Origin of the sequence: Actinomadura sp. 9N407 (assembly GCF_044326315.1) — a bacterium.
In the GTDB taxonomy this organism is placed as follows: domain Bacteria; phylum Actinomycetota; class Actinomycetes; order Streptosporangiales; family Streptosporangiaceae; genus Spirillospora.
In genome coordinates this window covers 456,024-475,652 of record NZ_JBIRAW010000002.1, presented here as the reverse complement: position 1 = coordinate 475,652, position 19,629 = coordinate 456,024, and the positions used below count along the sequence as shown (strand labels likewise).

Annotated in this window: 18 protein-coding genes and 1 riboswitch; of the genes, 9 read left to right on the top strand and 9 right to left on the bottom strand. The window is 73.0% G+C overall.

Features of this window, described 5'->3' with window-relative positions:
• The first annotated feature begins 13 nt into the window (after nucleotides 1-13).
• From macS to thiI, 7 genes are all read left to right on the top strand, one after another.
• Nucleotides 14-1,255, top strand: coding sequence for a MacS family sensor histidine kinase (gene macS, locus ACH34Q_RS04920; protein WP_395981509.1), 1,242 nt, complete (start codon nucleotides 14-16; stop codon nucleotides 1,253-1,255).
• Nucleotides 1,256-1,350: 95 nt separating this feature from the next.
• Nucleotides 1,351-1,983, top strand: coding sequence for a response regulator (locus tag ACH34Q_RS04915; RefSeq protein ID WP_395981637.1), 633 nt, complete (start codon nucleotides 1,351-1,353; stop codon nucleotides 1,981-1,983).
• 118 nt (nucleotides 1,984-2,101) lie between these two features.
• The gene (locus ACH34Q_RS04910; RefSeq protein ID WP_395981508.1) at nucleotides 2,102-3,097 is read left to right on the top strand and encodes a TIGR04222 domain-containing membrane protein; all 996 of its coding nucleotides are present in this window, start codon (nucleotides 2,102-2,104) and stop codon (nucleotides 3,095-3,097) included.
• 1 nt (nucleotide 3,098) lies between these two features.
• Complete coding sequence (locus ACH34Q_RS04905) at nucleotides 3,099-3,917, top strand: DUF692 domain-containing protein (RefSeq protein ID WP_395981507.1); 819 nt, start codon at nucleotides 3,099-3,101, stop codon at nucleotides 3,915-3,917.
• Nucleotides 3,914-4,441 carry a hypothetical protein gene (locus ACH34Q_RS04900; protein WP_395981506.1) on the top strand — a complete coding sequence of 176 codons (528 nt, stop codon included), beginning with the start codon at nucleotides 3,914-3,916 and terminating at the stop codon, nucleotides 4,439-4,441. Before ACH34Q_RS04905 ends, ACH34Q_RS04900 begins: the two co-directional genes overlap by 4 nt.
• 114 nt (nucleotides 4,442-4,555) lie before the next feature.
• Nucleotides 4,556-5,581 (top strand): 6-phosphofructokinase, encoded by a 1,026-nt coding sequence (locus ACH34Q_RS04895; protein ID WP_395981505.1) that lies wholly within the window; start codon nucleotides 4,556-4,558, stop codon nucleotides 5,579-5,581.
• A gap of 199 nt (nucleotides 5,582-5,780) precedes the next feature.
• Nucleotides 5,781-7,037: a tRNA uracil 4-sulfurtransferase ThiI gene (gene thiI, locus ACH34Q_RS04890; RefSeq protein WP_395981504.1), complete on the top strand. Its 1,257-nt coding sequence runs from the start codon at nucleotides 5,781-5,783 to the stop codon at nucleotides 7,035-7,037.
• Between the two features lie 39 nt (nucleotides 7,038-7,076).
• Here the strand turns inward: thiI and ACH34Q_RS04885 are convergent, their stop codons facing one another.
• The 3 genes from ACH34Q_RS04885 to aroF form a co-directional block, all read right to left on the bottom strand.
• On the bottom strand, nucleotides 7,077-7,976 hold the full coding sequence (locus tag ACH34Q_RS04885) for a DUF5954 family protein (protein WP_395981503.1): 900 nt from the start codon (nucleotides 7,974-7,976) through the stop codon (nucleotides 7,077-7,079).
• 140 nt (nucleotides 7,977-8,116) lie between these two features.
• Nucleotides 8,117-9,100 (bottom strand): EamA family transporter, encoded by a 984-nt coding sequence (locus ACH34Q_RS04880; RefSeq protein ID WP_395981502.1) that lies wholly within the window; start codon nucleotides 9,098-9,100, stop codon nucleotides 8,117-8,119.
• A gap of 268 nt (nucleotides 9,101-9,368) precedes the next feature.
• A complete protein-coding gene (gene aroF, locus ACH34Q_RS04875; RefSeq protein ID WP_395981501.1) occupies nucleotides 9,369-10,409 on the bottom strand; it encodes a 3-deoxy-7-phosphoheptulonate synthase in 1,041 nt (346 codons plus the stop codon).
• 279 nt (nucleotides 10,410-10,688) lie between these two features.
• On the opposite strand from aroF, the gene ACH34Q_RS04870 reads away from it, so the two are divergent.
• The gene (locus ACH34Q_RS04870; protein ID WP_395981500.1) at nucleotides 10,689-11,312 is read left to right on the top strand and encodes a sulfite oxidase-like oxidoreductase; all 624 of its coding nucleotides are present in this window, start codon (nucleotides 10,689-10,691) and stop codon (nucleotides 11,310-11,312) included.
• 82 nt (nucleotides 11,313-11,394) lie between these two features.
• Nucleotides 11,395-12,198 carry a LytR/AlgR family response regulator transcription factor gene (locus tag ACH34Q_RS04865; protein ID WP_395981499.1) on the top strand — a complete coding sequence of 268 codons (804 nt, stop codon included), beginning with the start codon at nucleotides 11,395-11,397 and terminating at the stop codon, nucleotides 12,196-12,198.
• Between the two features lie 902 nt (nucleotides 12,199-13,100).
• Here ACH34Q_RS04865 and ACH34Q_RS04860 read toward each other — a convergent pair.
• The 6 genes from ACH34Q_RS04860 to thiO all read right to left on the bottom strand — a co-directional run bounded on the left by ACH34Q_RS04860 (nucleotide 13,101) and on the right by thiO (nucleotide 19,431).
• Entirely contained in the window at nucleotides 13,101-13,952 is an 852-nt protein-coding gene (locus tag ACH34Q_RS04860) for a deoxyribonuclease IV (protein ID WP_395981498.1), read from the bottom strand.
• A gap of 124 nt (nucleotides 13,953-14,076) precedes the next feature.
• A complete protein-coding gene (gene pknB, locus ACH34Q_RS04855; protein ID WP_395981497.1) occupies nucleotides 14,077-15,990 on the bottom strand; it encodes a Stk1 family PASTA domain-containing Ser/Thr kinase in 1,914 nt (637 codons plus the stop codon).
• Between the two features lie 105 nt (nucleotides 15,991-16,095).
• The gene (locus ACH34Q_RS04850; protein ID WP_395981496.1) at nucleotides 16,096-17,106 is read right to left on the bottom strand and encodes a DMT family transporter; all 1,011 of its coding nucleotides are present in this window, start codon (nucleotides 17,104-17,106) and stop codon (nucleotides 16,096-16,098) included.
• Between the two features lie 119 nt (nucleotides 17,107-17,225).
• A complete protein-coding gene (locus tag ACH34Q_RS04845) occupies nucleotides 17,226-18,032 on the bottom strand; it encodes a thiazole synthase (RefSeq protein WP_395981636.1) in 807 nt (268 codons plus the stop codon).
• A gap of 38 nt (nucleotides 18,033-18,070) precedes the next feature.
• Complete coding sequence (gene thiS, locus ACH34Q_RS04840; RefSeq protein WP_395981495.1) at nucleotides 18,071-18,283, bottom strand: sulfur carrier protein ThiS; 213 nt, start codon at nucleotides 18,281-18,283, stop codon at nucleotides 18,071-18,073.
• A 35-nt stretch (nucleotides 18,284-18,318) separates the two neighbouring features.
• Nucleotides 18,319-19,431, bottom strand: a complete 1,113-nt coding sequence (thiO, locus tag ACH34Q_RS04835) for a glycine oxidase ThiO (protein WP_395981494.1) — start codon at nucleotides 19,429-19,431, stop codon at nucleotides 18,319-18,321.
• Nucleotides 19,421-19,534, bottom strand: a riboswitch (TPP riboswitch). It overlaps the preceding gene by 11 nt.
• Nucleotides 19,535-19,629 lie beyond the last annotated feature (95 nt).

The window sequence follows — 19,629 nt, the reverse complement described above, 5'->3', positions numbered from 1 at the left end:
GAACGGGCCGGACGTGGGACTCGAAGCCGCGCTGTGGCGGGCCGTCGCGGTCTACCGCTTCGCGTCGCTGGCGTACGCGGCCGTACTGATCGTCCGCAACTCCGGCGGCTACGAGCACCCGCTGGGCGGCTGGGCCGTCCTGGCCGTGATGGTCGTCTGGACCTTCGTGGCCACCTACCTGTTCGCCGACCCGCGGTGGCGGGGGTGGCCGCTGCTGATCGCCGACCTGGCCGTGTGCCTCGGCTGCATGATGGCCACCCCGTGGGTGGAGTCCGCGGCCAACATCGGCGCCGGCCGCGCGACGCTGACGGCCTCGTGGGTGGCCGCCGCGGTGCTGTCCTGGGCGGTGGCGGGCGGCAAGCGGTACGGCATCACGGCCGCGGTGGTCCTGGGCGCCGGCAACATCCTGGTGCACGTGGTGGCCGGGACGCTCGAACAGCTCCAGACCCCCGGCTACAGCACGTTCAACGGCATCGTGCTGCTCGGCCTGGCCGGGCTGGCGGGCGGGCACGTGGTGAAGCTGGCCATGCAGGCCGAGGCGCGGCTGGCGCGGGCGGTGGAGCTGGAGGCCGCCACCCGCGAGCGCGAGCGGCTGGCCCGCCGGATCCACGACTCGACGCTGCAGGTGCTGGCGATGGTGCACCGGCGCGGCGGCGAGATCGGCGGCGAGGCGGCCGAGCTGGGCCGGATGGCCGGCGAGCAGGAGGCCGCGCTGCGCACCCTGATCAGCAGCACGGGGATCAGCAGCAGCACGGGGACCGGTGGTAGCGCGGGGATCGGCGACGGCACGGGCGCCGCTCCTGGCAGCGCCGCCTCCGCGCCGAACCGGCGGGACGATCGGGCGGCCCCGCACGCCGAGGTCGATCTGCGGCCGCTGCTCGACGGCCACGCGTCCCCGCTGGTCACGGTCTCGACCCCGGCGACGCCCGTACGGCTGCCGGGCCATGCGGCGGGCGAGGTCGAGGCCGCGGTCGCGGCCGCGCTCGGCAACGTCCGCGCGCACTGCGGCGACGGCACCCGGACCTGGGTGCTGGTGGAGGACGACGGCGCCGGGGAGATCACCGTCAGCGTCCGCGACGACGGCCCCGGCATGGCGAGGGGACGGCTGGCGGAGGCGGTGGCGAGCGGGCGGCTCGGAGTCGCCCAGTCCATCCAGGGCCGGATCCGCGACCTCGGCGGAACGGTCTCGATCGTCTCCGCCCCCGGCCAGGGCACCGAGATCGAGATGACCGTGCCCGCCCGCCGTGCTCGCTGACCTTCCGTGCTCGCTGACCTTCCGAGCTACTGCGCCGGGCGGCGGCGGCCTACCCTGTGGGCGTGAACGAATCCTCCGGTACGCCGCTGAAGGTCATGGTGGTGGACGACCATCCGATGTGGCGCGATTCCGTGGCCCGCGACCTGGCCGAGGCGGGCCACGAGGTCGTCGCGACGGCCGGGGAGGGACGGGCCGCGGTACGGATCGCCGCGGCCGTCCGGCCGCAGGTGGCGGTCGTCGACCTGCAACTGCCCGACATCAGCGGTGTCGAGGTGACCCGCCACCTGGTCGCCGCCGATCCGCCCGTACGGGTACTGGTCCTGTCGGCCAGCGGCGAGCAGCAGGACGTCCTGGACGCGGTCAAGGCGGGCGCGACCGGCTACCTGCTCAAGTCGGCCGGGCGCGAGGAGTTCCTGGACGCGGTGCGCCGTACCGCCGACGGCGACGCGGTCTTCACCCCCGGGCTGGCCGGGCTGGTGCTGGGGGAGTACCGGCGGCTCGCCGCCGCGCCCCGTCCCGATGACGACGCCCCGCGGCTCACCGAGCGCGAGACCGAGGTACTGCGGCTGGTCGCCAAGGGCCTGACGTACAAGCAGATCGCCGAGCGCCTCGTCCTCTCGCACCGCACCGTCCAGAACCACGTCCAGAACACCCTCGGCAAGCTCCAGCTGCACAACCGCGTCGAGCTGGTCCGCTACGCGATCAAGAAGGGCCTCGATCAGGAGTAGGCCGGTTCCGGTCAGGGCCCGGACCGCCGCCGGAGCGGCGACGGGGCCCTGAACCGTCCGCCGTCCCGTCGCGTCTGACCTGAGATGCGCGTCACAGGACGCCGGGACGGGGGAACGCATGCAAATCGGGGCATGGGAACTTTCCGCGTGGGGAGCCTTCGCGGGCTTCATCCTGATCGGGCTGGTCCTGCTGGCGCTGCTGTGGTCCGTACGGAAGCGGGTGCGGGAGGGGACGCCGGCGACGCGCGACCTGCATCCGTACGAGGTCGCCTACCTGCACGGCGGGGGACGGCACGCGATCGCGGCCTCGCTGACGGCGCTGCGGCTGGACGGCGCGATCGACGCGTACGCTCACGGCCGCTTCCGGGCGACCGGCCCCACCGCGAACGGCCCGCGCGCCGCGCGGATGCCGCTCGACGGCGCGATCTACGGAGCCATCGTCGGCGGCCGCGCCGCGACGCTGGCCCGGCTCACCGCCGAGCCGGGCATACGGGCCATGATCGAGAAGCTGCGCGCCGGGCTGGCGGACCAGGGCCTCCTGATCGGCCCGGGCGCACGGCGCCGGTTCACGGCGACGGCCTGGGTGGTCCGCGGCTGGGCCGTGCTCGGCGCCGTGGTCTCGTTCGTGACCGGGGGCTTCGAGGACTCGATGGCCGGCCTGGCCACGTTCATGACGACGGGCGCTCTCCTCGTCGCTTCCGCCGCGCTGGGCGCGGGCAAGGAGCGGACGCGGGAGGGCGAGCGCGCCCTCGACCGGGTCCGTGAGGGCAACACCCGCCTCGACCCCGTCTACGCGCCTCCCTACGCCCAGCTCGGCGCTCCCGAGGTGCTGCTGGGCGTCGCGCTGTTCGGTACGGCGGCGCTGATGGCCCTCGACCCCGTGTTCGCCCAGACCGTCGGCCTGGGCCGCTACCTGCAGCTCACCGGCGTCTCGGGGACGTCGGGCGGATATGCGGGCCCGGCCTGCTCGACCGGCACGTCGGTGTGCTCGTCCGGCTCCTGCGGCGGCGGGGGTGCGTGCGGGGGCGGCGGCGGCTCGGGTTCGGGCGGCGGAGGCGGCGGCTGCGGTGGAGGCGGCGGTGGTGGGGGAGGCTGCGGCGGGGGTGGCGGCTGACATGCCCGTTCCCGAACTCGGCGTGGGCATCGGCTGGCGTCCGGAGATCACCGGGTTCGTCGCGGCGCTGCCCGGGCTCCGCTTCACCGAGGTGGTCGCCGAGTCCGTCCATCCCGCCCACCCCGCGCCCGACCTGCTGGAACTGCGCGACCGCGGCGCGGCGATCGTCCCGCACGGCGTGAAGCTGTCCCTGGGCGGTGCCGAGCCGGTGGCCGCCGAACGGGTCGCGCACTTGGCGGCCTGCGCTCAGGCGCTCGGCGCACCGCTGGTCAGCGAGCATGTCGCGTTCGTCCGTGCGGGCGGCATCGAGGCCGGGCACCTGCTGCCCGTACCGCGTACCCGCGCCGCGCTGGACGCGCTCACCGCCAACGTCCGCCGCACCCAGGCGGAACTGCCCGTACCGCTGGCCGTCGAGCCCATCGCCACGCTCTTCGACTGGCCCGGCGCCGAGTACACCGAGGGCGACTTCCTGACCGAGTTGCTGGAACGGACCGGCGCCCTCCTCCTGCTCGACGTCGCCAACGTCCACGCCAACGCCCGCAACCGCGGTGAGGACCCCCTGGACCTGCTCGACCGCCTGCCGCTCGAACGCGTCGCGTACTGCCATGTGGCGGGCGGCTCGCAGGAGGGCGGCCGGTACCACGACACCCACGCCGCCCCGGTCCCGCCCGAGGTCCTGGAGCTGATCACGGAGCTGTGCGCGCGGCACCGCCCGCCCGGATTCCTGCTGGAACGCGACGGCCGCTACCCGCCCGTCGCCGACCTCCAGGCCGAGCTGGACGCCATCGCCGCCGCCTCAGGCCTGCGGCCCGTCACATGAGCACGCTGAACGAGCCGTCCGAGCCGTCCGAGCCGTCCGAGCCGTCCGAGCCGTCCGAGCCGTCCGAGTTGTACGATCCGGCGCTGGCGGCCGCACAGGAGGCGCTCGTCCTGGCCATGACGTCGGGCGGGCCGATGCCGGAAGGTTTCGACGCCGAGGCGGTACGGGCCGCGGCGCGCGGCATCCTGCTCAAGCGGGCCGGCGAGGTGGGCCGCGCCTGGCCCGCGCTGGCCGCGTCGTACGGCCCGTCCTGGACGGAGGCGTTCGCGGACTGGGCGGCCGCGCGGCCCACCCGGGGATCGCACCGCGACGGCTGGGACTTCGCCCGGGCGCGCGAAGCCGGACTCCCGGCCGAGGCGGCGCGGGAACTGGCCCTCGCCGGGGTGCGCTGGTCCTATGACGGTGAGGGCGAGCCGCGTCCCCGCAGGGCGGCGGTACGGCGCGTTCCCGGCGGACTGGCCGTGCTGGTCATGGGCCGGGTGCGGGAAATTCCCACGGGACGCTCCCGACGGGCTATGGTCTAGACCAATAGGGCGCGCCGTGGCGGTGGGCGAATGCCCTGTGTAGCCGTGCGCGTACCAGTAGTCTTGGCCGCGTGAATCGAGGAGGGAAGCCCGGTGTCTGGTGAGGGAGAGGGCATGCGCGTCGGAGTGCTGACCGGGGGAGGCGACTGCCCCGGCCTGAACGCCGTCATCCGCGCCGTGGTGCGCAAGGGCGTGCAGGTCTTCGGCTACGAGTTCGTCGGTTTCCGGGCGGGCTGGCGGGGCCCGCTGGAGGGCGACACGATGGCCCTCGACGTGGACACGGTGCGCGGCATCCTGCCGCGCGGCGGCACCATCCTCGGCTCCTCCCGGACCAACCCGATCAAGGTCGAGGGCGGGATCGAGCGGATCAAGGACAACCTGGCCGGGCTCGGTGTGGACGCGCTGATCGCGATCGGCGGCGAGGACACCCTCGGCGTCGCCCGCGAGCTGTACACCAACGGGGTCAGCGTGGTCGGGGTCCCCAAGACCATCGACAACGACCTCAACGCCACCGACTACACGTTCGGCTTCGACACCGCCGTCGGTGTCGCGATGGAGGCCATCGACCGGCTGCACACCACCGCCGAGAGCCACCACCGCGCGCTGATCTGCGAGGTCATGGGCCGGCACGCGGGCTGGATCGCGCTGCACGCCGGGATGGCCGCGGGCGCCAACGTGATCCTCATCCCCGAGCAGCCGTTCGACATCGACAAGGTCGTGGCCTACGTCGAGAGCCGGTTCAAGACCCGGTACGCGCCGATCATCGTGGTGTCCGAGGGCGCCCACCCGATCGACGGCCAGATGGAGCTGCAGACCGGCGAGAAGGACGCGTTCGGCCACGTCCGGCTGGGCGGCATCGGCCAGCAGCTGGCCGACGAGATCGAGCGGCGCACCGGCAAGGAGGCCAGGGCCACGGTCCTCGGCCACATCCAGCGCGGCGGCACCCCGACCGCGTTCGACCGGGTGCTGGCCACCCGGTTCGGCCTGCAGGCGATCGACGCGGTCCGCGACGGCGACTACGGCAAGATGGTCGCGCTGCGCGGCACCGACATCGTCCGGGTCGGCCTGGACGAGGCCACCAAGGAGCTCAAGACCGTCCCGATCGAGCGCTACGCCGAGGCCGAGGTCTTCTTCGGCTGACGGGCCCGGCTCGGCCGACCGGCCCGGCTTCGGCCGGCCCGGTCGGCCGATCGCCTCGCCCTCGCTCCTGGGGAACAGGTTTCCGGGTCGCGGCGTTGCGGTCTGTGGGTCACACTGGAGACCCATCTGTCCGTGACCCACCTGCTCGTGAAGCTCACCTGCTCGTGACCCCGTTCGTGTTCCCCCAGGAGGATCCCGCATGCCCACGCTCGACACCGCGCCCGCCTCCGCACCCGCGTCCGCCGGTGCGCAGACGCCGGTCGCGCCGACCGTCGACGGCGAGCCGTGCGTGCTGCTCAAGCTGGGCGAGGTCGTGCTCAAGGGCAAGAACCGCGAGCAGTTCGAGCGGCGGCTGGCCGACAACGTCCGGCTCGCGGTCCGCCCGATCGCCCGGGTGGACGTGATCCGCCGGCACGGCGTGATGATCGTCCGTACCAAGGACGCCACCGTCGCCACCAGGGACGCCCTGGCCGAGCGGATCGGCGACGTGATGGGCATCGTCTGGGCGCACCGCGCCTGGCGGGTCGGCAAGGACGTGGAGAGCGTCGAGCGCGCCGCGCTGGAGCTGATGGCCGGGCGCGAGGGCACGTTCGCGGTACGGTCCCGGCGCCGCGACAAGCGCTTCCCGCTCACCTCCACCGAGCTCGACCGCAGGGTCGGCGGCGCGATCGCCGACAAGTACGGGCTGCCGGTGCGGCTCAAGCGCCCCGACCACACGCTGTCGATCGAGATCGACCGCGACGAGGCGTTCGTCTACTCCGGCGGCATCTCCGGGCAGGGCGGGCTCCCGGTCGGGATGAGCGGCCGCGGCCTGGTGCTGATGTCGGGCGGCATCGACTCGCCGGTCGCCGCGTACCGGATGATGCGGCGCGGCCTGCGGGTCGACTACCTGCACTTCTCCGGGATGCCGTTCACCGGCCCCGAGTCGATCTACAAGGCGTACGCGCTGGTCCGCGAGCTGGACAAGTTCCAGGGCGGCTCCCGGCTGCTGGTGGTGCCGTTCGGCAAGGCCCAGCAGCAGATCAAGTCCTCCGGCGCCGACCGGCTGGCGGTCATCGCGCAGCGCCGGCTGATGCTGCGGACCGGCGAGCTGGTGGCCCGCAGGCTGCGCGGCCACACGCTGATCACCGGCGACGCGCTGGGCCAGGTCAGCAGCCAGACGCTGACCAACATCACCGCCCTGGACGACGCGGTCGAGCTGCCGATCCTGCGCCCGCTGATCGGGATGGACAAGACCGAGATCATGGACCAGGCGCGCCGGATCCGGACGCTCGGAATCTCCGAGCTGCCGGACGAGGACTGCTGCACGATGCTGGCCCCGCGCCGGGCCGAGACCCGAGCCAAGATCGACGATCTGCGGAGGATCGAGAAGCGGCTGGACGTCGACGAGCTGGCCGAGCAGCTGGCCGACTCCGTTCAGGAGCACCGCCCGGTCTACGCCGACGCCCCCGCCTGACCCGGTCTTTCAGTACGGGCGCCTTCGGTACGGGCGCCTTCAGTACGGGTCGGCGTCGCTCGCCCGGGGCGGCTCGGGGCCGTCCGGGCCCATCAGCGTGAGCCGTTCGAGCCGGACGATCCGGAACCGCCGTCCCACCACCGCGATCCCGTTGCGGCGGGACGCGCCCGACATCAGCGTGGCGGCCTCGGCGTAGTCGGCCAGCTCCGCCTCGCCCGGCCGCTCGATCGCCGGGACGACATGCCGGAAGTAGGTGGCCAGCGAGTCGCGGGCCTGCTGCGGCGTGTCGTGCAGCCGGCCGACCGGCCGCCACTGGCCGCCGGAACGTTCCGCGACCGTGAACGCGGGGGCCAGCTGCACCGGCGTCAGGAACGACTCCGACGGCTCCGTGCCGGCCCGGGCGGCGGCGTCCAGCAGCTGGCACAGCAGCTCGGCGGTGGCCAGGTCGGGCGTGGCCTGGCCACCGCCGAACCGGTCGTACGGCCGGGGGCCGGGCGGCCGCCCTTCGCCGGGACGCGGATCGAAGTCGGTGGGACGGGGCGGCTCGGGCCCGTCGGGACCGGTCCTGACCAGCTGCTCGATCCGGATGACGCGGAACCGCCGTCCCGCGGCGGCGAGTTCGTCGTGCGGCTCCGTCCGGAGCCGCCACGCGGCCCGCCGCAGCGGCTCGGCCGCCGTGTCGCCGGGCGCGCAGCCGTCCTCCAGGTGGTCGGCCAGCAGCTCCCTGGCGCCCTGCGGCAGCGGATCGCAGGGGCACAGCACCTGCCATCCGTCCGGGACCCGCTCCACCGCGGTGAACAGCGCGCCGACCGCCACCAGGTCGGGGTACGCCGCGATGGACCGGCAGGCGTCGGCGAGCATCACGGCGGCGACCGGATCGACGCCGTCCAGGTCCTCGGGGAACAGCCGTCCGCCGGCGTCCCCGTCACCCGTCGTCATGCCGGACATCATCCTCGCCGAGGTCCGTGCTGCCCAGTGGTTCAGACCAATTTTTCACATCCCGTTATGCGTCCGGTGAGCACCTATCCGTCCGGTGCGCACCGGGCCCGGCGGCCCTGACCGGGCCGCCGGGCGCGGGCTCACCTGCGCGCCGGAACGATCAGTACCAGCAGGCTCAGCGCCAGCAGCGCGAGCCCGCCGAGCGCGACGCCGCCGAGCCGCTCGTTCAGCACCGCCACCCCGAGCACCGCCGCCACGGCCGGCTCGGCCAGCGTCAGCGTCGTCGCCGTGGTGGCGGGCGTCGTCTTCAGCCCGCGCGCGAACAGCATGTAGGCGCCCGCCGTCGCCACCACGCCCAGGTAGAGGGCGATCAGCGCGCCCGAGCCGTGCAGCGTCCAGCCGGGGCCGGTGGCGAGCAGGACCGGCAGCATCAGCACCGCGCCGATCCCGAACAGGGACGCGACGACGGCCCGGTCGTCCTCGCCGCGCCCGATCAGCGTCGCGGCGACGGTCGCGTACACCGCGTACGAGAACCCGGACAGCAGGGCCAGCACGATGCCGAGCGGGTCGGCGCCGGCGTTCGCGCCGCCGCCCACCAGCGCGGCGCAGCCGGCCACGGCCCCCGCCGTGGCCAGCGCCCAGCGCCCGCTGAGCGCCGACTGGCGCAGGACCAGCCCCAGCAGCCCCGCGAACGCGGGCGCGCTGCCGATGGTGACCACCGTGCCGATCGCCACCCCGGTCCGGGCCGCGGCGACGAAGAACAGGGTCTGGTACGCGATGATCGCGACCGCGCCCAGGCACAGCGGCAGCCGGTTGCGGCGCGCGCCCAGCAGCCGCCGCAGCCCCGCGCCGCGCGCCGTCCACGCGGCCAGCGCCACCAGCAGCACGCCGCCCATGACGATGCGGATCGCGGCGATCGAGACGCTGGACGCCTCGGGAACGAACGTCCGGACCGTACCGGTCGTCCCCCAGAGGGACGCGGCCACCAGGACGTACGCGCTGCCGGCACCGGCGGCCGACCGGGAAGTGGAGGGACCGGCCGTGGCGGCGCGGTCATGCCCGCTGGAACCGGGCCCGGCGGAAGGCGATGACGATGATGAAGGGGATGAAGGAGAGACGGACACGTGAAGAACGCTCCTGGACTCGAATCGGGAAGGGAGATCCGGATTCGGGGCGCAGGCAGGGAGGGTCCGGGCGCGTACGCGCGCCGGGACCGCGAGAACTCAGAGAAGGCTCGCCGCGCCCCTCAGGCGCGCGGCGGGCCGCAGTTCGGCGTCCAGTAGTCCATGGCCGCGAGGCTACCAGCCGCCCCGCACCCTGTTGACTCGTGGCGTGTTCGCCTTCCCCCGCGGTAAATGGGGCTAACACGCCACGAGTCAACGCCTGGGACGGTCAGGCGGGGACGCCGTCGCCGGCTACGGCGAGCTTCCGGCCGACCAGCGGGGGCATGTCGCGGACGAGCCGGGCCAGCTCGCGCAGGTCGCCGTCCACCAGGGCCTGCGGCCCGTCGCACAGCGCGGTCTCCGGGTGCGGGTGCACGTCGATGATCACGCCGTCCGCGCCGACCGCGATCGCCGCCCGCGACAGCGGCAGCACCAGGTCGCGGCTGCCGCCCGAGTGCGACGGGTCCACGATCACCGGCAGGTGCGAGAGCCGCTGCGCCACCGGCACCGCGGAGATGTCCAGGGTGTTGCGGGTGGCCGTCTCGAACGTGCGGATGCCCCGCTCGCACAGCACGATGTCGAGGTTGCCGCGCTGGGCGATGTACTCGGCCGACATCAGCCACTCCTCGATGGTGCCGCTCATGCCCCGCTTGAGCAGCACCGGCTTGCCGGCCTCACCGGCCGCCTGCAGCAGCGCGAAGTTCTGCGCGTTGCGGGTACCGATCTGCAGCATGTCGGCGTACGAGGCGACCAGGTCCACGTCCCGGGCGTCGATCACCTCGGTGACGATCGGCATCCCGGTCTCCTCGCGCACGTCCGCCAGGATCTTCAGCCCGGCCTCGCCGAGCCCCTGGAACGCGTACGGCGAGCTGCGCGGCTTGAACGCGCCGCCGCGCAGCAGGGTGCCGCCCGCCGCCTGCGCCATCTGCGCCGCCTGCAGGGTCTGCTCCGGCGTCTCCACCGCGCAGGGCCCCGCGATCAGCGTCATGGTGCCGGGACCGATCGGCACGCCGCCGACCCGTACCACCGAGCGCTCGCCATGGTTCTCCCGGCTGACCAGCTTGTACGGCGCCGAGATGCGGATCACGTCGGTGACCCCGCCCATCCCGCGCAGGTTGAGCGAGCCGAACTGCTGGACGTCCCCGACCAGGCCGATGATGGTGCGCTCCACCCCGCGGCTGACGAAGGCGTCGCCACCCGCCGTCTCGACCAGTGAGACGACGGACTTGATATCGGCTTCGGTGGCCTCCGAAGACATGACGACGACCATGGTTGCTGCCTCTCCTCGTCCTGCGGATCTCCTCCCGAGATCCGCGAAAACACCCCTGGAACGACGAAAGCCCCGGGCCGTTGGCCCGGGGCTCGTCATCTCAGGTCTGTCAGCGCAACGTCTGGCAGACCAGCCTCCCAGGCTGGTCGAACCAAAAGAAATACACCACGTTGCGCATGCCCCACACAGTAGCCCATGCGGCGCACGGCCGGTCCGCGATGGGTGGGTGGGGGGTCGAATATGGCTCAGCTCACTACGGATGGCAGTATTGCCCGCGTCATGTCCCCACCCGAACAGCCCTCAGAAGACGAGCGGGCGCTTCCGCCAGGGCAGTACGTGCCCCGCGGCTGGCCGGTCCTCCACTATGGCCCCGTACCCAAGTTCCGTCCCAAGGACTGGGACTTCCGGGTGTTCGGCGCGACGTCGACGGGAGGCCAGTACGCCTGGTCCTGGGACGACTTCGACGCCCTGCCCCGGACCAAGGCCATCGCGGACTTCCACTGCGTCACGAAGTTCACCATCCCCGACAACGAGTGGGAGGGCGTCTCCGCCGCCTCCCTCGTCGAGGTGGCGCCGCCCGAGCCCGATGTCACGCATGTGATGGTCTGGGCGGAGTACGGCTACAGCGCCAACATCAGGATGAGCGACTTCCTGGCCGAGGGCACCATGTTCGCCACCCACCGCAACGGCGAGCGGCTCCCTCCCGACCACGGCTTCCCGATCCGCCTCGTCGTCCCGCACCTGTACGCGTGGAAGAGCGTCAAGTGGGTCCGCGGCATCGAGTACATGGTGAAGGACCGGCGCGGCTTCTGGGAGGAGCGCGGCTACCACAACGTCGCCGACCCCTGGCGTGAGCAGCGCTACTCCTACCAGGAGGACGCCGAGGACGCTCCGCCACTCTGAGAACCACGGGCGCTGTGAGAATCAGCTGACTCACCTAGCGAAACCGATTGCGGACGGATAGTAATCGCGGCAAGGTCATGTCATGCTGCGCGTACTGGCGATCGATGACGAAGTGCCCGCGCTGGAGGAACTGGCCTTCCTGCTGCGGGCGGATCCCCGGATCGGGCAGGTGATCTGCGCGGGAGAGGCGGCCGGGGCGCTGCGCGACCTCAGCCGGATCCTGGTGGCGGGCGAACGGCTGGACGCGGTGTTCCTGGACATCCGGATGCCGGGCCTGGACGGCCTGGACTTCACCCGGCTGCTCACCGGCTTCGCCGCGCCCCCGCAGGTGGTGTTCGTGACCGCGCACGACGACTGCGCCGTCACGGCGTTCGATCTGGGCGCCCTGGACTACCTGCTGAAGCCCGTCCGGCCCGAGCGCCTGGCCAAGGCGGTGGGGCGGCTGGACGAGGTCGTACGCCGCAACGCCGCCGTCGCGGAGGACGCACCGCCCCGTCCCGACGACGACGAGATGGTCCCCGTGGAGCTGGCCGGCCGTACCCGCCTGGTCTCCCGCCGGGCGGTGACGCATGTCGAGGCCCACGGCGACTACGTCCGCCTCCACACGCACGAGGGCAGCTTCCTGGTCCGGATGCCGCTCGCCTCGCTCGCCCGCCGCTGGCAGCCGGCCGGCTTCATCCGGATCCATCGCAGCACCCTGGTCGCCTCGGCTCACATCAGCGAGCTGCGCTTCGACGGAGGCCGCGCGGCCGTCCAGGTCGGCGGCGAGCTGCTCCCGGTGAGCCGCCGCCACACCCGCGAGGTCCGCGACCTCCTCGTCCGCCGGTTCCGCCACGACGATCCGGCCCGCGGCAGCACCCCCGTTCCCGGCCTGCCCGGCGACTGACGCCACACGAGCCGGCGCGGATTTCGTCCGTGCCGCGTCCCCGATGCGGCGACTGTCGATCACTGAGCGTAATCAGTGTGGTTTCGGGTGGTGCGCGCCCCTGGCGGCCGGTCGGGAGAGCGCCGGGGCGGGAGACGTGCCGCCGTCGCTTCTCAAGCCGGCGCCCCTGAACGCCGCACATCTTGTTGCCGCGATCGGGGCCCGGCGAGTATCTCTTCTGTGCCCGTTCGAGGCCGTACGAGGCGCTGGAGCGTTCCGCAGGGGCGTCTCCGGCCGCCGAACGGGGTCACCGGACGGGCGAAGGGGCGTTGACGGGGAGTCGGTGATTTTCCTACACCGCTCGTCCGCGTGGGTGGACCGTTCCCGAGACCGCTCGTCGTGCCCGATCGACCGCTCGCCGGATCGCTACGCTACGTACATCGATCACTACTGACCGTTTATCGAGCGCGGCGGGTCCCAGGTCCCGATCGGTATCGCCGGCGCCTAGTGTTCTCAGTGGCACCACCCCGCGGAAAGTGCAGCGGCACGGTGCAACATCACGACAAGGCAACACCGCAGCACCAGAACAGGGCAGCACCGCATCCGGGGGACGCGGGCGACGGCGCGAGGCGAGTTCACGCGGAACGCGTGACCGGCGAGGGCCGTGGCGAGAACCTCCGCCGAAGACACAACTGGAGATCTGGCGGGACATTGAGTCCTACGCCGGATCATGAGCCGCCAGATCCCGTACCGGGGGGGTGGGATCAGGCGGCGTTGGTTCGGGCGTCGCTGGGCAGTCGGGGGGTTGTCCAGCGACGCCCGAACTCTTTCATGCGCCCTCTTCCATGCGGCCTCTTCATGCGCCGTCTCGCCAGGACGCTCCGCCGTCCATGCCGGGGCGCTCCAGCGTCCGCCCGGGGCGCTCAGCCGTCGCGCAGGCGCTTGAGGGTCTCGATGTCCTTGCCGTGCGGCTCGGCGCTGCGGCCCGGCGTCTCGATGACGAACGGGACGCCCGCCACCGCGGGATGGCGGAAGAGCTCGGCGAACGGCTTCTCACCGATCTGGCCGGCCCCGATGTTCTCGTGCCGGTCCTTGAACGAGCCGCAGGCGTCCTTGGAGTCGTTGGCGTGGACGAGCTTGAGCCGTCCCGCCCCGACCGTCGCCACCAGCGCGTCCATGGTCTCGGCGGCGCCGCCGGGAGCGGCCAGGTCGTGGCCGGCCGCGAACGCGTGGCAGGTGTCGAAGCAGACCCCGAGCTTGGGGTGGTGCTCCAGCCGCTCGAAGAACGGCCCCAGCTGCTCCACCTTGGCGCACAGCATCTTGCCCTGGCCCGCCATCGGCTCCAGCAGCAGGTCGGGCCCGTCCTCGGGGATCTCCTCCAGCAGCGGCAGCACGTGCTCGTGCACCTGGGCGAGCGCCTCGTCGTAGGACTGGCTGACCGCCGAGCCGGTGTGCACGACGACGCCGCGCGCGCCGATGGCACGGCCGCGGACCAAGGAATGGCGCACCGTGGTGATCGACTTCTCCAGCGTCTCGGCGCTGGGGGAGCCGAAGTTGACCAGGTACGGCGCGTGCACGTACACCGAGACGGCGTCCTGCTCGCGCAGCCTGGCGTCCTCGGCCGGCTTGCCTTCCGGCAGCGCCCAGCCGCGCGGGTTGGACACGAAGACCTGGACGGTCTCGGCGCCGATCTCGGCGGCGTACTTCAGGCCGCCGGTGGCGAGCCCGCCGGCCACCGGAACATGGCCCCCGACGGGGCTCTTGAGAGAGGTCATAGCCGGTACAGCCTAGTTCCTGGGACCGACTGTTCCGGCTGGACCGAGACTTACGGGGACCGGTCGCGGCACCCGAGGGGCTGGACCGAGGCGCCCGGGGGACTGGACAGGGGCGCCCAGGGGATCAGCCCCAGACGGTGATCTCCGAGCCGCGCGCCGCGTTGCCCGCGACCGGGTTCTGGCCGAGCACCGTGCCGCCGACCCTGCTGCCGATCTTCATCTTGAAGCCGGACGAGCGCAGCGCCCTGCGGGCGTCGTCGAAGGACTGGCCGATGACCCGGGGCACCGGGATCTGCTCGCCGTCGCCGCGGTCGCCCTCGTCGCAGAAGAAGTTGCCGAACAGGCAGTCGCGCTCGTTGATCACGAGCTTGACCTCGTCGCCGCGGGACACGCCGGTGCCGGGCTCGGGGTCCTGGCCGAGCACCGAGCCGGGCTGCTTGCCCTCCTCGCGGCGCTTCTCGACCTTGACCTCCAGGCCCATCGAGCGCAGCTGGGTCTGGGCCTCGTCGCCGTTGCGGCCGAGCAGCGAGGGCATCGACATGCCGCTGCTGACGACGATCTTGACGGGGTCGTCCGGGGACCGCTTGCCGCCGGCCGGCGGGTCGGTCCGCATGACCAGGTCCTTGTCGACCGTCTGGGACGTGTCGGTGCTGACCTGCCCGGGAGTGAGCCCCTTCTCCTGCAGGATCCGCTTGGCCTCGTCGAGGGACTTGCCGGTCACGTCCGGGACTTCCTTGGGCGTACGGCCCTTGGACGGGGTGAGCGTGACCGTCCCGCCCTCGACGATCCGCGCGCCGGGGCCGGGATCGGACGCGGCGACCTGGCCCTTCTTGACCCGGTCGTCGAAGACCGGCTCGGCCACCTGGACGTCCAGGCCGCCGCGCTCCAGCTGGTCGCGGGCGTCGGCGACCCGCATGCCGACGATCTGCTCGGGGATGTGGTCGTACTGGCCGGAGGTCTGGTACCAGACCGCCCAGCCGAGGATCACCGCCGCGATCGCGCCGATCGCGATCAGCGTGTAGCGGCCGGTGAGCGCGCCGATGGCCCGGTCGCCCGCCGAGCGCGGGGGCGGCGGCCCCATCTCCGGGGGCAGCGTGCGGGCGTCGAACATCCGCGTGCCGCCGGGCGGCGCCGCCTCCATCACCGACGTCCGGCCGGGCGCGGCCGACAGCAGGCGCTCGTCGATGTCGCGCGGCAGCCCGGCGTGCACCTCGGCGACCTCGCCGAGGAAGGCGTTGGCGTCCTGCGGGCGGTGCGCGGGGTCCTTGGCGGTCGATCGCCGGATCAGCTGGTCGATCTCGTACGGAAGGCCCGGCACGAGCGTGGACGGCGGCGGCACCTCGTCGTTGACGTGCTTGTAGGCCACCGCCAGGGCCGTGTCGCCCTGGTGCGGCAGCTCGCCGGTGAGCAGCTCGAACAGCAGGGTGCCGGCGGCGTAGACGTCGGACCGCACGTCGGCGCTGCCCTTGAGCACCTGCTCGGGCGCGAGGTAGCCGACGGTGCCGATGATCATGCCGGTCTTGGTCATCCCGCTGGCGGTCTCGGCCCGGGCCAGGCCGAAGTCGGCCACCTTGATCTGGCCGTCCTCGTTGATCAGGACGTTCTCCGGCTTGACGTCGCGGTGCACCAGGCCGGCCCGGTGGGCGGCGCCGAGGGCGGCCAGCACCGGCTGCATGATCTCCAGCGCCGCGCGCGGGCCCAGCCGGCCGCGCTCGGTCAGCAGGTCGCGCAGCGTACGGCCGCGCACGTACTCCATCACCAGGAAGACGTGCTCGCCGTCGGTGCGCTGGTCGTAGACCGCGACCACGTTGGGGTTGGACAGCGCCGCCGCGGCCTTCGCCTCGCCGATGAACCGGCGGACGAACTCCTCGTCGGAGGCGAGACCCGCGTGCATCACCTTGATCGCCACGGTGCGGTCGAGCCGGATGTCGCGGGCCACGTAGACCGTGGCCATCCCGCCGCGGGCGATCCGGGACTCGATGCGATAGCGCCCGTCGAGCACCTGCCCGACGAGTGGATCAGCGACCGTAGTGTCCATCAGAGCGAGTGTAAAGGCCTTCCCGGGCGGATCCCATCAGCCGGGAGTATGACGTCGTCGGCTGATCTTCGGCGGCGGGGCCGGGCCTTCTCAGGCCGCCACGCCCTATGGTACGGGTTCTTTCCCCGCCCGTACGGGTTCTGCCGCAGAAGGCCCGCCCGCCTGCGCTCCGTCCGTCTGAACCCCGTCCGTCTGAACCCCGTCCGAGGGCTCGGTACGTCGGCGCGGGCCCCGGCGCGAGACCGCCACGCCGGCCAGGCAGACCAGGCCGCCCGCGAGGGTCACCACGGCGGGGACCTCCCGGAGCGCCACCCACGACATCAGCACCACCAGCGCCGGTACGGCGTAGGTCGTGGCGCCCATCTTGCCCGCGGAGGTACGGGCCAGCGCGTACGCCCAGGTGGTGAAGGCCAGCGCGGTCGGGAAGACGCCCAGGTAGACCATGTTCAGCGTGGAGCCGAGCGAGGCGTCGGCGGCCTGGGAGACCAGCTGCCCGGCGAACGGCAGGCAGGCCACCGCCCCGATCGCGCAGCCGAACGTGGTGGCCTGCAGGGCCGTGGCGTGCCGAAGCGCGGGCTTCTGGCTGACCACGCCCGCCGCGTACATCATGGCCGCGAACAGGCACAGCAGGACGCCGAGGAGGCTGGAGCGGCCCTCGCCCGACATCGAGAGCCCCACCACGACCGTGCCGGCGAACGAGATCGCCATCCCGGCCATCAGCCGGGGCGGGAAGCCCTCCTTGAGCAGCCAGCCGCCCAGCAGCGCCATCAGCAGCGGGCCCACGTTGACCACCAGCGCGGCGGTGCCGGCGTCGACCTGCTGCTCGCCCCAGTTGAGCGCGATCATGTAGAGGCCGAACCACAGCACGCCCGAGGCGGCGATCCCGGGCCAGGCGGCGCGCGGCGGCCAGCCCTCCCGGCGGATCAGGCAGATGGCGGCGAGCGCCACGGTGCCGGACAGGAGCCGTCCGAGTGCCAGCGCACCGGGCCCGTAGTCCTCGCCGGCGCTGCGGATGGACACGAAGGCCGACGCCCACAGCACCACCGTGACGGTCGCCGCGGCGATGGCCAGGCGCCGGGCACGAGGCCCGGGCGCCGCTTCTTCCTGCTGCTGCATGCGCTGACCCTAGGTCGGTGACGTTTCTACGGACACCGAACGATCGCCTGCGGTTGCGTTCAGGTCCAGCGAAATTTGCTTCAGCGGTCGGTTTAGCAAGCCTTAACTCTCAGGTCGGCTCAGGCGCCGCTCAGGCCCTCCCAGGGCGACGAGGCCTGCGCGTACCGGCGCTGCGGGATCCGCCCGGCAAGGCGGGCCAGCCGCCCGGCCTCCACCCCGTGCCGCATGGCGGCGGCCATCCGGGCCGGCGACTGCGCGCGGGTGACGGCGGTCGCCAGCAGCACCGCGTCGCATCCCAGCTCCATCGCCAGGGCGGCGTCGCTCGCCGTACCGAGACCCGCGTCCAGGATGACCGGGACGCCCGCCCGCTCCACGATCAGCTCGATGTTGTGCGGATTGCGGATCCCGAGGCCGGAGCCGATGGGGGAGCCCAGCGGCATCACGGCCGCGCAGCCGATCTGCTCCAGGCGGCGGGCCAGCACCGGATCGTCGTTGGTGTACGGGAGCACGACGAAGCCGTCGTCGACCAGCTGCTCGGCCGCCTCGACCAGCTCGATCGGGTCCGGCAGCAGGGTGTGCTCGTCGGCGATGACCTCCAGCTTCACCCAGCTGGTGCCGAGCGCCTCGCGGGCCAGCTTGGCGGTCAGCACCGCCTCGCCCGCGGTGTAGCAGCCGGCGGTGTTGGGCAGCACCCGGATGCCGCACTCGCGCAATACGTCCAGGACCGAGCCGCGCGCCGACGGGTCGACCCGCCGCATCGCGACCGTGGTGAGCGTGGTCCCGGACGCCGTCAGGGCCTCGCGCAGCACGCTCATGCTGGGCGCCCCGCCGGTCCCCATGATCAGCCGGGAATCGACCTGCTCGCCCGCGATGACCAGCGGGCCGTCCGCGCTCCCGGTGCCGTCAGCGTTCTGGTCGCCATTCACGCTCTCGGTGCCATCCACGTTCTCGCTGCCCTCCACGTTCATCCTCCCTGCACGGCGGTCAGCACCTCGAGCCGATCCGCCTCCTTCAGCGTCGTCGCGCTCCAGGCCGAACGCCGGACGACCTCGTCGTTGAGCGCGGCCGCCAGGCCCGCCTCGGCCGCGCCGGAACGCCCGGTGGCGCCGGTGACCGCGTCGGCCACGCTGGTGCCGTCGGGCAGCTCGCACGGCTCGCCGTTGATGATGACCTTCATTGCCTCTCCCATTGCCTTGCCTCTCCCATTTGCCTTTACAGGAAGCGATCCGGGGTGAAGTGGCGGCCGACCTCCGGGACGGTGCCGTCCAGCAGCACCTCGGCCAGGATGTCGGCGCTCACGGGGGTGAGCAGGACGCCGTTGCGGAAGTGGCCCGTCCCGAGGAACAGGCCGGGCAGCGCGGTGGGGCCCATCATCGGGGCGTTGTCGGGCGAGCCGGGCCGCAGCCCCGCCGACACCTCGGCGAACTCCAGCTCGGTGATGCCGGGCAGCAGCTCGCGGGCGTCGCGCAGCAGCTCCCAGAGCCCGCCGGCGGTGACGCGGGTGTCGAAGCCCATCTCCTCCTGGGTGGCGCCGACCACGATCTCGCCGTCGGCGCGCGGGACGAGGTAGATCGACGAGCCCTTCACCAGCCCCCGGGTGCAGCGCTGGATGAACGGCGCGGCCGTACGGAGCCGGAGGACCTGGCCCTTGACGGGACGTACCGGTGGAACGATCCCAGGGGGCAGGCCCTCGATGCCGCCCGACCAGGGGCCCGCGGCCAGCAGCACCGTGCCGGCGCGGATCTCGGTCCCGTCGTCCAGCCGGACCCCGGCCGCGGTGTCGTTCTCGACGATCAGCCCGGCGGCGCGCCGCCGGACGAGCCGTACCCCGTGCCGCTCGGCGGCGGCCAGCAGCGCGGGAGCGAGCCGGCGCGGGTCGATCGAGCCGTCCTCGGGAGCGAGCAGGCCTCCGCGCACACCCGGCGCGAGCATCGGCTCCAGCCGGCGGCACTCGCGGCCGGTGAGCGCTTCGGTGGGGATGCCCAGCGACTCCTGGAAGCGCCGCAGCTCGTCCAGGTACTTCAGGTCGTCGGAGCCGAACGCGACCTCGATGATGCCGTCGGTGCGGTAGCCGGTGCCGAGCCCGGTCAGCTCCTCCAGTTCGGCGACGAACGCGCCGTACCGGTCGCGGGAGGCCAGCCCCAGCCGCAGCAGCGGCTCCTCGCCGTAGGTCAGCTCGCTGACGGGGGTCAGCATGCCCGCCGCGACGGCCGACGCCCCGCTCGCGGGGGCCGGGTCGACCAGGGTGACGGTGGCGCCGCGGGCGGCGGTACGCCAGGCGGTGGCGAGCCCGATGACGCCCGCCCCGACGATCACGATGTCCATCTCCGCTCCCTTCGCCGGCATGATCCGGATCAGGTTCCAGCGGTCGGCGGCCCGGTCAGCCGCCCTCTCAGCCCGGTCGGACCGGGCTCCCGCGCTCGTTCGCCCCCACCCTACGTCCGCCCGCGACCGGATGACATTGGCCACCCGTCTGGACACCTGTCTATGACCCGGAATCGCACCCCGGCTAGGGTGGGCGCC

Bases quoted from the DNA above. Each gene is read 5' to 3' on its own strand.
- ACH34Q_RS04885 (WP_395981503.1), bottom strand. From the start codon at position 7,976: ATGACGACGGGTGACGGGGACGCCGGCGGACGGCTGTTCCCCGAGGAC.
- ACH34Q_RS04870 (WP_395981500.1), top strand. From the start codon at position 10,689: ATGTCCCCACCCGAACAGCCCTCAGAAGACGAGCGGGCGCTTCCGCCA.
- ACH34Q_RS04905 (WP_395981507.1), top strand. From the start codon at position 3,099: ATGCCCGTTCCCGAACTCGGCGTGGGCATCGGCTGGCGTCCGGAGATC.
- ACH34Q_RS04895 (WP_395981505.1), top strand. From the start codon at position 4,556: ATGCGCGTCGGAGTGCTGACCGGGGGAGGCGACTGCCCCGGCCTGAAC.
- ACH34Q_RS04850 (WP_395981496.1), bottom strand. From the start codon at position 17,106: ATGCAGCAGCAGGAAGAAGCGGCGCCCGGGCCTCGTGCCCGGCGCCTG.
- thiI (WP_395981504.1), top strand. From the start codon at position 5,781: ATGCCCACGCTCGACACCGCGCCCGCCTCCGCACCCGCGTCCGCCGGT.
- ACH34Q_RS04860 (WP_395981498.1), bottom strand. From the start codon at position 13,952: ATGACCTCTCTCAAGAGCCCCGTCGGGGGCCATGTTCCGGTGGCCGGC.
- ACH34Q_RS04900 (WP_395981506.1), top strand. From the start codon at position 3,914: ATGAGCACGCTGAACGAGCCGTCCGAGCCGTCCGAGCCGTCCGAGCCG.
- ACH34Q_RS04915 (WP_395981637.1), top strand. From the start codon at position 1,351: ATGGTGGTGGACGACCATCCGATGTGGCGCGATTCCGTGGCCCGCGAC.
- thiO (WP_395981494.1), bottom strand. From the start codon at position 19,431: ATGGACATCGTGATCGTCGGGGCGGGCGTCATCGGGCTCGCCACCGCC.
- pknB (WP_395981497.1), bottom strand. From the start codon at position 15,990: ATGGACACTACGGTCGCTGATCCACTCGTCGGGCAGGTGCTCGACGGG.
- aroF (WP_395981501.1), bottom strand. From the start codon at position 10,409: ATGGTCGTCGTCATGTCTTCGGAGGCCACCGAAGCCGATATCAAGTCC.
- thiS (WP_395981495.1), bottom strand. From the start codon at position 18,283: ATGAAGGTCATCATCAACGGCGAGCCGTGCGAGCTGCCCGACGGCACC.
- ACH34Q_RS04910 (WP_395981508.1), top strand. From the start codon at position 2,102: ATGCAAATCGGGGCATGGGAACTTTCCGCGTGGGGAGCCTTCGCGGGC.
- ACH34Q_RS04865 (WP_395981499.1), top strand. From the start codon at position 11,395: ATGCTGCGCGTACTGGCGATCGATGACGAAGTGCCCGCGCTGGAGGAA.